This window comes from Enterobacter sp. PL_is379 (assembly GCF_055817355.1).
This window is the reverse complement of record NZ_JBVPGT010000020.1, coordinates 62,397-74,198: the sequence shown is the minus strand read 5'-3', so window position 1 is coordinate 74,198 and position 11,802 is coordinate 62,397. Positions and strand designations below refer to the sequence as shown.

General features: G+C 57.4%; 10 protein-coding genes. 4 read left to right on the top strand and 6 right to left on the bottom strand.

Annotated features, from left to right (window positions below; translation table 11 throughout):
• The first annotated feature begins 46 nt into the window (after positions 1 to 46).
• Both malP and malQ read left to right on the top strand, forming a co-directional pair.
• Positions 47 to 2,440, top strand: a complete 2,394-nt coding sequence (gene malP / locus AC0TOY_RS03000; protein WP_473721474.1) for a maltodextrin phosphorylase — start codon at positions 47 to 49, stop codon at positions 2,438 to 2,440.
• 9 nt (positions 2,441 to 2,449) lie between these two features.
• Positions 2,450 to 4,531: a 4-alpha-glucanotransferase gene (malQ, locus tag AC0TOY_RS02995; RefSeq protein ID WP_473721473.1), complete on the top strand. Its 2,082-nt coding sequence runs from the start codon at positions 2,450 to 2,452 to the stop codon at positions 4,529 to 4,531.
• Between the two features lie 86 nt (positions 4,532 to 4,617).
• On the opposite strand, the gene gntT is transcribed toward malQ, so the two are convergent.
• The 3 genes from gntT to gntX form a co-directional block, all read right to left on the bottom strand.
• The gene (gene gntT, locus AC0TOY_RS02990; RefSeq protein ID WP_024907902.1) at positions 4,618 to 5,934 is read right to left on the bottom strand and encodes a gluconate transporter; all 1,317 of its coding nucleotides are present in this window, start codon (positions 5,932 to 5,934) and stop codon (positions 4,618 to 4,620) included.
• Positions 5,935 to 6,250: 316 nt separating this feature from the next.
• Positions 6,251 to 6,826, bottom strand: a complete 576-nt coding sequence (gene nfuA, locus AC0TOY_RS02985) for a Fe-S biogenesis protein NfuA (RefSeq protein ID WP_003861601.1) — start codon at positions 6,824 to 6,826, stop codon at positions 6,251 to 6,253.
• A 61-nt stretch (positions 6,827 to 6,887) separates the two neighbouring features.
• Positions 6,888 to 7,571, bottom strand: coding sequence for a DNA utilization protein GntX (gene gntX / locus AC0TOY_RS02980; protein ID WP_407820769.1), 684 nt, complete (start codon positions 7,569 to 7,571; stop codon positions 6,888 to 6,890).
• Between the two features lie 38 nt (positions 7,572 to 7,609).
• Between gntX and bioH the strand changes: the two genes are divergently transcribed.
• Positions 7,610 to 8,383, top strand: coding sequence for a pimeloyl-ACP methyl ester esterase BioH (bioH, locus tag AC0TOY_RS02975; protein WP_090420601.1), 774 nt, complete (start codon positions 7,610 to 7,612; stop codon positions 8,381 to 8,383).
• A gap of 111 nt (positions 8,384 to 8,494) precedes the next feature.
• Positions 8,495 to 8,764, top strand: coding sequence for a YdgH/BhsA/McbA-like domain containing protein (locus AC0TOY_RS02970; RefSeq protein WP_024907905.1), 270 nt, complete (start codon positions 8,495 to 8,497; stop codon positions 8,762 to 8,764).
• Positions 8,765 to 8,797: 33 nt separating this feature from the next.
• Here AC0TOY_RS02970 and feoC read toward each other — a convergent pair whose 3' ends face one another.
• From feoC to feoA, 3 genes are read right to left on the bottom strand one after another with little or no spacing between them, the layout of a single operon-like run.
• Entirely contained in the window at positions 8,798 to 9,034 is a 237-nt protein-coding gene (feoC, locus tag AC0TOY_RS02965) for a [Fe-S]-dependent transcriptional repressor FeoC (RefSeq protein WP_024907906.1), read from the bottom strand.
• Positions 9,035 to 9,046: 12 nt separating this feature from the next.
• Positions 9,047 to 11,365: a Fe(2+) transporter permease subunit FeoB gene (gene feoB, locus AC0TOY_RS02960; RefSeq protein ID WP_473721472.1), complete on the bottom strand. Its 2,319-nt coding sequence runs from the start codon at positions 11,363 to 11,365 to the stop codon at positions 9,047 to 9,049.
• A gap of 29 nt (positions 11,366 to 11,394) precedes the next feature.
• A complete protein-coding gene (gene feoA, locus AC0TOY_RS02955; RefSeq protein WP_008503050.1) occupies positions 11,395 to 11,622 on the bottom strand; it encodes a ferrous iron transporter A in 228 nt (75 codons plus the stop codon).
• Positions 11,623 to 11,802: the final 180 nt, after the last annotated feature.

Here is an 11,802-nt window from a genome sequence, read left to right as displayed (position 1 = left end):
CACTAGCGCCAACTTGTGTTTTCTTTCTAAAGGATGCCGATCCCCTATGTCACAGCCTACCTTCAACAAAGCTCAATTCCAGGCTGCCCTGACGCGTCAGTGGCAGCGTTTTGGCCTTCATGCTGCAAACGAAATGACGCCTCACCAGTGGTGGCAGGCAGTGAGCGGTGCGCTCGCAGAGCAGCTGGATGCTCAACCCCTGGCAAAACCGGTAAAAGGCCAGCGCCATGTAAACTACATTTCAATGGAGTTCCTGATTGGCCGTCTGACGGGCAACAACCTATTGAACCTCGGCTGGTATCAGGAAGTCGGTGATGTGCTGAAAGAGCACGACATTAACCTGACCGACCTGCTGGAAGAAGAGATTGACCCGGCGCTGGGCAACGGCGGCCTGGGACGTCTGGCGGCCTGTTTCCTGGACTCCATGGCGACCGTCGGCCAGTCGGCGATTGGCTACGGCCTGAACTACCAGTACGGCCTGTTCCGTCAGTCGTTTGCCGACGGACATCAGATGGAAGCGCCGGACGACTGGCATCGCAATACCTATCCGTGGTTCCGCCACAACACGCAGCTGGATGTGCAGGTTGGCATTGGCGGGAAAGTGACAAAGCAGGGGCTCTGGGAGCCAGCGTTCACCATCACCGGTGAAGCCTGGGATCTGCCGGTGCTTGGCTACCGTAACGGCGTGGCGCAGCCGCTGCGTCTGTGGCAGGCGAAGCACGCCCATCCGTTTAACCTGACCAAATTCAACGACGGCGATTTCCTGCGCGCCGAGCAGCAGGGTATCGACGCCGAGAAGCTGACCAAAGTCCTCTATCCGAACGACAACCACCTGGCCGGTAAAAAGCTGCGCCTGATGCAGCAGTACTTCCAGTGCGCCTGCTCCGTGGCGGACATTCTGCGTCGCCATCACCTGGCGGGCCGCAAGCTGGCGCAGCTGCCGGACTTCGAAGTGATTCAGCTCAACGACACGCACCCGACGATTGCGATCCCGGAACTGCTGCGCGTGCTGATCGACGAGCATCAGCTGAGCTGGGATGACGCCTGGGCCATCACCAGCCGTACCTTTGCCTACACCAACCACACCCTGATGCCGGAAGCGCTCGAGTGCTGGGATGAGAAGCTGGTGAAAGCGCTGCTGCCGCGCCACATGCAGATCATCAACAAGATTAACGACCAGTTTAAAAAGCTCGTGGATAAAACCTGGCCGGGCAACAAAGCGGTCTGGGCGAAGCTGGCGGTGGTTCACGATAAGCAGGTGCGCATGGCAAACATGTGCGTAGTCAGCGGCTTTGCGGTGAACGGCGTGGCGGCGCTGCACTCAGATCTGGTGGTGAAAGATCTATTCCCTGAATACCACCAGCTGTGGCCAACCAAATTCCACAACGTGACCAACGGCATCACGCCGCGTCGCTGGATCAAGCAGTGCAACCCGCTGCTGGCCAGCCTGCTGGATAAGACCCTGAAGAAAGAGTGGGCCAACGATCTGGACCAGCTCATCAACCTGGAAAAACAGGCCGACGACGCGAAATTCCGCGAGCAGTACCGTGCGATCAAGCTGGAGAACAAGGTTCGCCTGGCGGAGTTCGTGAAAATGCGTACCGGGATTGAAATCAACCCGAATGCGATTTTCGATATCCAGATCAAGCGTCTGCACGAGTACAAACGCCAGCACCTGAACCTGCTGCACATTCTGGCGCTGTACAAAGAGATCCGCGAGAACCCGCAGGCTGACCGCGTGCCGCGCGTGTTCCTGTTCGGTGCGAAAGCGGCGCCGGGTTACTACCTGGCGAAAAACATCATCCTCGCCATCAACAAAGTGGCGGCGGCGATCAATAGCGATCCGAAAGTGGGCGACAAGCTGAAGGTGGTGTTCCTGCCGGATTACTGCGTCTCGGCGGCTGAAATGCTGATCCCGGCGGCGGATATCTCCGAGCAGATCTCTACCGCAGGGAAAGAAGCGTCCGGTACCGGCAACATGAAGCTGGCGCTGAACGGCGCGCTTACCGTCGGTACGCTCGACGGGGCCAACGTCGAAATCGCCGAGAAGGTGGGGGAAGAGAATATCTTTATCTTCGGCCATACCGTGGAAGAGGTGAAAGCCATCAAGGCCAAAGGCTATGACCCGGTGAAATGGCGTAAGAAAGACAAAGTGCTTGATGCGGTGCTGAAGGAGCTGGAAAGCGGTAAATACAGCGACGGCGACAAGCACGCGTTTGACCAGATGCTGCACAGCATGGACAAACACGGCGGTGACCCGTATCTGGTGATGGCGGACTTCACGGCCTATGTCGAAGCGCAAAAGCAGGTCGACGTGCTCTATCGCGATCAGGAGGCGTGGACCCGGGCGTGCATCCTGAACACCGCCCGCTGCGGTATGTTCAGCTCTGACCGTTCAATCCGTGATTATCAGGCCCGTATCTGGCAGGCAAAACGCTAAGGAAGCGCGATGGAGAGTAAACGTCTGGACAGCGCCGCGCAGGCGGCGGGGATCAGCCTCAGTTACATTAATGCTCACGGCAAACCGCAGTCTATTGGCGCCGACACCAAAAGACGTTTGCTGGACGCTATGCACAAAACCGACGCGAAAGCGTCGGGTGCGCCGGTGCCGAACGTGAAGGTATTCACCGCAGGCAAAAAGATGCCGCTGGCGGTGGAGGGGCGCGGCGAGTTTAGCTGGCTGCTGACCACCGAAGAGGGGCATCAGCACAAAGGTCACGCCACCGGCGGCAAAACGTTAAACCTTCCGGCGAAGCTGCCGGAGGGCTATCACACCCTCACGCTCACCCAGGACGATCGGCGTTTCCACTGCCGGGTGATCGTCGCTCCAAAACGCTGCTACGAGCCGCAGGCGCTGCTTGAAGGCAAAAAGCTGTGGGGCACCTGCGTGCAGCTCTACACCCTGCGTTCCGACAGCAACTGGGGCATCGGTGATTTTGGCGATCTGAAGAACATGCTGGCATCCGTGGGCGAGCGCGGCGGCGCGTTTATCGGCCTCAACCCGATCCACGCGCTTTATCCCGCCAACCCGGAGAGCGCCAGCCCGTATAGCCCGTCGTCCCGTCGCTGGCTGAACGTGATTTATATCGACGTTAACGCCTTAGATGACTTCAAAAACAGCCAGGAGGCGCAGGCGTGGTGGAAACTTAGCACCACGCAGCAGGCACTGAAGCAGGCGCGCGACGCAGACTGGGTGGACTATTCCACCGTCACGGCGCTGAAAATGGCCGCGCTGCGCCTGGCGTGGAAAGGCTTTTCGCAGCGTGACGACGAGCAGATGGCCGCGTTCCGTCAGTTTGTGACGCAGGAGGGCGAGAGCCTGTACTGGCAGGCGGCGTTTGATGCGCTGCACGCGTATCAGGTGAAAGAGGACGAAATGCGCTGGGGCTGGCCGGTCTGGCCTGAAGCGTATCAGTCCGTCGACACGCCGGAAGTAAAAGCGTTCTGTAAAAAATATGCCGATGAGGTGGACTTCTACCTGTGGCTGCAGTGGCTGGCGTACAGCCAGTTTGCCGCCTGCTGGCAGGTGAGCCAGGGCTATAAGATGCCGATCGGCCTCTATCGTGACCTGGCCGTCGGCGTGGCGGAAGGCGGCGCGGAAACCTGGTGCGATCGTGAACTTTACTGTCTGAAAGCCTCCGTGGGTGCGCCACCGGATATCCTTGGCCCGCTCGGTCAGAACTGGGGATTGCCGCCAATGGATCCGCACGTCATGGCGGCGCGCGCCTACGAGCCGTTTATAGACCTGCTGCGCGCTAACATGCAGAACTGCGGGGCGCTGCGTATTGACCACGTGATGTCCGTGCTGCGCCTGTGGTGGATCCCGTACGGTGAAACGGCGGATCACGGGGCGTACGTGCAGTACCCGGTTGACGATCTGCTGTCGATCCTGGCGCTGGAAAGCAAGCGTCACCAGTGCATGGTGATCGGTGAAGATCTCGGTACCGTGCCGGTGGAGATTGTCAGCAAGCTCCGCGACAGCGGCGTCTACTCCTATAAAGTGCTCTATTTTGAAAACGACCATGAGAAAACCTTCCGCGCGCCGAAAGCGTACCCTGAACAGTCAATGGCAGTCGCGACGACGCATGACCTTCCTACGCTTCGTGGCTATTGGGAAAGCGGCGATCTGACGCTCGGCAAAACGCTGGGACTGTATCCTGATGAAGAGGTTCTGCGCGGCCTGTATCAGGATCGCGAGCTTTCTAAGCAGGGGCTGCTGGATGCGCTGCACAAGCAGGGCTGTCTGCCGAAACGCGCCGGGCATAAGGCGTCGTTGATGTCGATGACCGCGACCCTCAACCGTGGTTTGCAGCGCTATATTGCCGACAGCAACAGCGCCCTGCTGGGCCTGCAGCCGGAAGACTGGATTGATATGGCGGAGCCGGTGAACATTCCGGGCACCAGCTATCAGTACAAGAACTGGCGTCGCAAGCTGTCCACCACGCTTGAGAAGATGTTTGCCGATGACGGGGTGAACAGGCTGATTAAGGATTTGGACAAGCGCAGAAGGGCGGTGGGTAAGAAACGGTAGTTTCACCCTCACCCTAACCCTCTCCCAGGGGGAGAGGGAATAGAATGTAGGCCGGGTAAGCGTCAGCGCCACCCGGCTTTTTTACATCAAACCACCATATTCAACAGCAGCACCCCGACCAGACCGCACACCGAAATAATGGTTTCCAGCGCGGACCAGGACTTGATGGTTTCACCGATGGTCAGGTTGAAGTACTCCTTGAACAGCCAGAAGCCCGGGTCGTTAACGTGAGAGAAAATCACGCTACCGGAACCGACGGCGATAACCATCAGCTCAGGGCTCACGCCCGTGGTAGCAATCAGCGGAGCAACGATACCGCCTGCGGTAATCGCCGCAACGGTCGCAGAGCCTAGGGCAATACGCAGCACGGCAGCGATAGACCAGGCCATCAGGAGCGGCGACACGTTGGTTTCATGCATCATGGCCGCGATGTATTTGTCCACGCCGCTGTCGACCAGAACCTGCTTGAATGCACCGCCACCGCCGATGATCAGGAGCATCATGGCAATGATTTTGATGGACGAGGTCAGCGTGTCGTTGATCTGATCCATTGAACGGCCGCGATTAAGACCGAAGGTGAACATCGCGATCAGCACGGCAATCAGCGTTGCCATCACCGGATCACCCAGGAATTCCGCAACGGACAGGAACGCATGACCTTTCGGCAGGATCATCTCTGCCACGGCACGCATTGCCATCAGGATCACCGGTACCAGAGAGGTCCAGACGCTGACGCCAAAACCAGGCATCTCTTCTTCGGTGAAGGTTTTGGCGCTGTACAGACCTTCCGGGATTGGCTTATCAATGCCCTTCAGGAAGCGGGCATAAACCGGGCCTGCCAGAATCACCGTCGGGATCGCCAGAATCGTACCGAACAGCAGGGTTTTACCCATATCCGCGTGGAAGATGGTCGCGATAGCGGTTGGACCCGGGTGCGGCGGCAGGAAGCCGTGGGTCACGGACAGCGCCGCAGCCATCGGCACGCCAACATACAGCAGCGGGATGCTCGCGGCAGCCGCGATGGTGAACACCAGCGGCAGCATCAGCACGAAGCCCACTTCGTAGAACAGCGCGAAACCGACGGTAAAACCGGTTAACACCACTGCCCACTGAATATTCTTCTTACCAAATTTGTCGATAAGCGTGGTAGCAATACGCTGGGCGCCACCACAGTCCGCCAGCATTTTACCGAGCATAGCGCCGAAGCCCATGATCAACGCCAGGCTGCCGAGCGTGCCGCCGACACCGGCTTTGATGGAACTGATAACTTTAACCAGCGGCATACCCTGCATCAGACCGACTGCAAGTGCCACCAGAACCAGAGCGATAAATCCGTTCATTTTGAAACGGATCATCAAGAGCAGTAATAACACAACACCGATAGCAACGATGACTAATGGCATGATTTACCTGGCCTTTGAATTGTTATGGGTAACGTCATTGTTTCAACGACACATTCCGTTTGCCCCAACTGGGAACAGAGAAGTAACGGCACTAATACTGATGCCTTGGAAACCATTAAGTTTAGTCGGCTGTTATGAGTGTGCTTAGTGCCCATGAGAATGATACGGGTAACATGACGTGATTGAGAATCACCCTGGCAGGCAAAATGTGAATTATGAGACGCAGGTCAACATATAGAGGGGAACGAAGAGGGGGAGCAGGGTTTTGTAGGCCCGGTAAGCGCAGCGCCACCGGGCAATACAGACGGGCACTGAATCAGTAGTAGGAGTGCTCGCCGCGCTGGTGCTCGGTCAGGTCACGCACGCCTTTCAGTTCCGGGAACTCGTTCAGCAGCTGCTTCTCGATCCCTTCTTTCAGGGTGACATCGACCATTGAACAACCGTTACAACCGCCGCCAAACTGCAGGATCGCCAGGCCATCTTCCGTGATTTCCATCAGGGAAACACGACCGCCGTGGCCCGCCAGCTGTGGGTTGATTTGGGATTGCAGCAGATACTCGACGCGCTCCATCAGCGGGGCATCGTCAGACACTTTACGCATTTTCGCGTTCGGCGCTTTCAGGGTCAGCTGAGAACCCAGCTGATCGGTGACGAAGTCGATCTCCGCATCTTCAAGATACGGTGCGCTCAGCTCATCAACGTAGGCGGTGAGCTGTTCAAATTTAAGGGCAGTGTCGGTGGCTTCCACAGCGTCCGGAGGACAATAAGAAACACCACATTCTGCATTCGGAGTGCCTGGATTAATCACAAACACGCGGATCTGCGTCCCTTCTTCCTGATTTGCCAGCAGTTTGGCAAAGTGCGCTTGTGCAGAATCGGAAATACGGATCATAGCTTTGGCCTAATAGTTGACTAAATTACCTGGGTATAATCATACGCCCATTGAAGAAGGGCTACAAGGTACGGCACAGACACCATACCTGAACCGACGCGGCGCCGCTTCGCAAAAGCAGTCGGGAAAGTTCAGCAACAGTACTGCCCGTGGTGACGACATCATCCACAATCGCGATATGGAGACCGTCGACCGGTAATTCAAGGCGAAAGGCATTTTTGAGGTTTCTTTTGCGAAGTCGCGCGCTGAGCTGATGCTGGATGGCGGTGGCATGAACACGCGTCAGCGCGCTGGCATCATACCGACAGCCGAGCCACCGTGCGAGGGGACGGCAGATCAGGTCACTCTGGTTATAGCCGCGCCGCCAGTGCCGATGTCGGTATAAGGGGACATTCACCACCCTGTCAATTTTCGGCAGTGCGCGATGACGCCGTGCCTGCAAAACCGCCAGCAATAGCAGGCGGGCAAGGGGCGGTGCAAGCGAGCTCTGCCCGGAAAACTTCAGCGCGTGAATCAGCCTGCTTAGCGGTGGAACATAATCATCTACGGCCACCAGCGCGCTCCACGGCGGGGATTTCTTCAGGCAGCGGCCGCAGGGCAAAGAGGAATTTGTGGCCGGTAAACCACATTGTGGACAGATCCCGATACGCCATTCCAGCGAACGCGTACAGACGGAGCAGACGCCCCACTCGCTGAGCGCCAGCGGCATTCGGCATAGCCAGCACAACCCAGGTACTGTTAGCATGTGCAACCTCCATGTGAAAAAAAAGAGAACAGTAACTGATGAAGACGCTGTGGTGGCAGACTGTAGGGACAGGAAATTGCCATCTTGTGCTGCTGCACGGATGGGGCCTGAATGCGGAGATATGGCATTGCATACGTGAGGAACTCGCCTCGCATTTCACACTGCATCTGGTAGATTTACCCGGCTTTGGCCGCAGCCGCGGATATGGCGCGTTGTCGCTTGATGAGATGGCGCAGCAGGTTCTGGACGCCGCGCCGCAAAACGCTGTCTGGCTGGGCTGGAGCCTGGGCGGGCTGGTGGCAAGCCAGATTGCGCTGTCGCGACCAGACCGCGTACAAGCGCTGGTGACGGTGGCGTCGTCGCCCTGTTTTAGCGCGCAGGACGCGTGGCCGGGGATAAAACCCGAGGTACTGGCGGGATTCCAGCAGCAGCTGAGCGAAGATTTCCAGCGGACCGTAGAGCGCTTCCTCGCCCTGCAGACGATGGGAACTGAAACCGCCCGTAAGGATGCCCGCACGCTGAAGCAGACCGTGCTGTCGCTGCCGATGCCGGAGGTTGAGGTGCTTAACGGTGGTCTTGAGCTCCTGAAAACCGTTGACCTGCGAGAGCCGCTGGCCGCCCTGACGCTGCCGCACCTGCGTATCTACGGTTACCTCGACGGAATTGTGCCGCGCAAGGTGGTTCCACTCCTGGATTCACTTTGGCCGAACAGCGAATCGCAGATCGTTGCCAAAGCTGCACATGCCCCGTTCATCTCTCATCCGGCGGAGTTTTGTTCAGCGCTCATTGCGTTAAGTCAACGTTTCGACTGATTATTTTCTATCCAGCCTGGAAAAAGTTACACACCGCAACCATACTCCAGATGTCGTTGCGGTTGTTCTGCTTACGATAATCAAAACAACAATCCTATGGAGAGTCAGGTTATGAAACTTGTTACAGGTATTGTCACTTCTCTGGTTATTGGGTCACTTTCATTTGGCGTCTTTGCGGCAAAAGAGCTGGAAAAAGATAAAGTTGCCGGCATGAATCTGACCAAAGTTGGTGAGATCTCTACGTCTGATACTACCGCGCCGATGGATGCTCGCAGAGAGCTGTCGAAGAAAGCGGATGAACTGGGTGGGACGTACTACGTGGTAACCAGTGCAAACAAAGACACGAAGAACGTACGCGCAACGGCGGACGTCTACAAGTAATACGATAAAGCCGGGCAGCGATGCCTGGCTTTACTAGCGCAGTGCCCACCACTCCCTGAGGCAGGCCTTTCCTTCCGGACAGCTTTTACAACTGCCGGAGAGACAGCCGTCCGCGTCTTCCTGAATCCGCACGGCTTTCCCCATGGCTTCCAGTCTTTCCAGCATGGCATCGATCATCGGCTGCGGCGTATGCAGGCTGAGGCTCAACTGTTTCGCCTCCATCCGCCCCTGTAGCGCCAGCAGGTCACGAACCTGAATCAACGATGCCATGTGGTGTACTCCTTAGTGGCAGTCGCCCGCCGGGCTGCTGCAGCAGGTCGCGGCGGTTTTACGGTTTGCCAGCAGGTCGATATCGACGCGGCTGCGTGCCCGCCGCAGCAGACCGAGCACTACCACGTTAAACAGCACAACCGCGAGAATGCAGACCAGGCTGTAGCGCGGATGCTGGCTGAAGTTAACGGTTTGATAAAACAGCGTCGCCAGCGAGTAGGCAATGTTTAACCCCCACAGGATGGAGAAACCCATCCAGCCGCGGCTGGACTCGCGGGCAATCGCCCCCATCACCGAGATGCACGGAATATAGAGCAGAACGAAGATAAGGTAGCTGTAGGCCGCGGACGCGCTGCCAAATTTCTCGCCCATCACGCCCATGGCACCCGTCGCCATTTCGCCGTCGCCTTTGCTCGCTTCAATCGGGTTCGCCAGCACGCTCAGGCTGAAGGTGTCCTTCAGGCTCTGCCAGGTTTCCTCTACGGCACCCAGCAGCTCATGACCGAGATGAAACTCTGCTGGATTAAATTCCTGTTCCTGAATGTTCTCAGCGGTGTAAAGCGTGTTCAGGGTACCGACAACCACCTCTTTTGCCATCGCGCCGGTGAACAGCCCGACGGTTGCCTGCCAGTTATCCTCATGCACGCCAATCGGTTTGAAGACCGGCGTGATGACGCGGCTGACGGAAGCGAGGGCAGAGTCGTTGATGTTATCTGCCGCCTGCCCGCTGAGGGTGAAGCTGTTCAGCGCGCTCAGGAAAATGCTGACAATGACAATTACCTTACCGGCGCGCAGCACAAAGCCTTTCAGGCGCTGCCAGGTCTGGATCGCCAGGCTTTTCAGATGCGGCACGTGGTACACCGGCAGCTCCATCACAAACGGTGACGCTTCACCGCGCATGATGGTGTGCTTCAGCATCAGACCGGTGAGGATCGCCATCACGATGCCCAGCACATACAGCGAGAAGACCGCCAGCGCGCCCTGCTGGCCAAAGAAGGCTGCCGCAAAGACCGCAAAGATCGCCAGCCGGGCACCGCAGGACATAAACGGCGCCATCATGATGGTCATCAGACGTTCACGCGGCGCATCCAGGGTGCGTGCGCCCATCACCGACGGCACGTTACAGCCGAAGCCGACAATCAGCGGGACGAAGGATTTACCCGGCAGGCCCAGCGCCTGCATCAGACGATCCATCACGAACGCGGCGCGCGCCATGTAGCCGGAATCTTCCAGGAACGAGAGGAACAGATACATCATGCCGATCTGCGGCACCAGCGGCAGAACGGTGTTGATACCGCCGCCGATCCCCTGCGCGAGGAAGATGGTGAGCCATTCCGGGAAGTGCAGGGTGTAACCCACCCACTGGATCCCGTGGACGAAGACCGCGACGGAACCGGCGTCAAAAATCGGCTGCAGCGCGCCACCGATGTTAATGGCGAGCAGGAACATCACGTACATCACCAGCAGGAAGATCGGCAAACCTAGGAAGCGGTTAAGCACAACCTTATCCACCGCCGCCGTAAAGCGGCTAGGTTCCGCCGTCAGCGCGTTACTGACAACGTCGCAAATCGAGGCGATGGCCTGGTAACGGGCGTCGGCAATGTGCAGCGCCGGGTCGTCCAGCTCGTCGCTAAGCCGGGCCACCGTCACGTCCAGCTTATCGGCCGCATGCCCGGCGTAAGCGCGGCTGTAGATATCCCCTTCCAGCATCTGCAGTCCAAGCCACAGGCGCTGTTTCGCAGGCATGCTGTTGTCCATCTCCTGCGCCAGCAAATTGGCTTCGCGCAGGAGAGGCTGCGCGTAATGCACCAGCTCAATGTCACGATTTCCTGCGTGACGGTCAATGGCCAGCTTCAGCGCATCAATACCGCGAGCGCGCGTCGAGACCAGCGGAACGACCGGGCACCCCAGGCGCGCGGAGAGGGCATCGACGTCGATGCGCAGCTTTTGTTTCTCCGCAATGTCGAGCATGTTGAGCGCCACGATGCAGGGGATCCCCAGCTCCAGCAGCTGCAGCGTCAGATAAAGGTTACGCTCGAGATTGGAGGCATCGACCACGTTGATCAGCAGGTCCGCGTCGCCGCCAAGAATATAGTGGCAGGCAATCTGCTCATCGAGCGAGGTTTGCGACGAAATGGTGGTTAAGGAGTAGGTGCCGGGAAGGTCGACCAGCGTTACCTGATTGTCCGTTGTCGTGAACTGGCCCTCTTTACGCTCAACCGTCACGCCCGCCCAGTTGCCCACGCGCTGGCGGGCTCCAGTCAGCTGGTTAAAAAGCGTAGTCTTGCCGGAATTAGGATTGCCAATTAAGCCAATAGTTAACTTTTTCATTTTTTAGACTCACTGAAACCGCTGGCTTGTTATCGGGATAAGGCTTCGACTTCTATTAACGCGAGGTCTTTCTTACGCAGCACCAGATTCACGCGGCGGGTTTCGATATGAACCGGGTCACCTAGCGGCGCCACGCGTACGACCTGAAAGGACGAGCCGGGCAGCATGCCCAGCGACAGCAGCTTTTGCCGATAGGCCGGGCTAATTTCGCGGGTAAAACCGGTAATCTTCCATGCACTGTCTGGAGTGAATTGCATAACGCCTGATTCCACGAAAGGTTAAATTATCTACTATGGGATGATAATGAGAATAGTTTTTATCAGCAATATTAAAACTGTGACGGAATGTTGTTTGCGATATTAATTTACGGCCTTTTTGACCTTGCTCAATATTTGCTGAAATGCCTGGAAAACGAAAAGGAGAGGATTTGTTAACGG

Excerpts from the sequence above, each read along its gene's own strand:
- malP (WP_473721474.1), top strand. The coding sequence starts at position 47 with ATGTCACAGCCTACCTTCAACAAAGCTCAATTCCAGGCTGCCCTGACG.
- malQ (WP_473721473.1), top strand. The coding sequence starts at position 2,450 with ATGGAGAGTAAACGTCTGGACAGCGCCGCGCAGGCGGCGGGGATCAGC.
- gntT (WP_024907902.1), bottom strand. The coding sequence starts at position 5,934 with ATGCCATTAGTCATCGTTGCTATCGGTGTTGTGTTATTACTGCTCTTG.
- nfuA (WP_003861601.1), bottom strand. The coding sequence starts at position 6,826 with ATGATCCGTATTTCCGATTCTGCACAAGCGCACTTTGCCAAACTGCTG.
- gntX (WP_407820769.1), bottom strand. The coding sequence starts at position 7,571 with ATGCTAACAGTACCTGGGTTGTGCTGGCTATGCCGAATGCCGCTGGCG.
- bioH (WP_090420601.1), top strand. The coding sequence starts at position 7,610 with ATGAAGACGCTGTGGTGGCAGACTGTAGGGACAGGAAATTGCCATCTT.
- AC0TOY_RS02970 (WP_024907905.1), top strand. The coding sequence starts at position 8,495 with ATGAAACTTGTTACAGGTATTGTCACTTCTCTGGTTATTGGGTCACTT.
- feoC (WP_024907906.1), bottom strand. The coding sequence starts at position 9,034 with ATGGCATCGTTGATTCAGGTTCGTGACCTGCTGGCGCTACAGGGGCGG.
- feoB (WP_473721472.1), bottom strand. The coding sequence starts at position 11,365 with ATGAAAAAGTTAACTATTGGCTTAATTGGCAATCCTAATTCCGGCAAG.
- feoA (WP_008503050.1), bottom strand. The coding sequence starts at position 11,622 with ATGCAATTCACTCCAGACAGTGCATGGAAGATTACCGGTTTTACCCGC.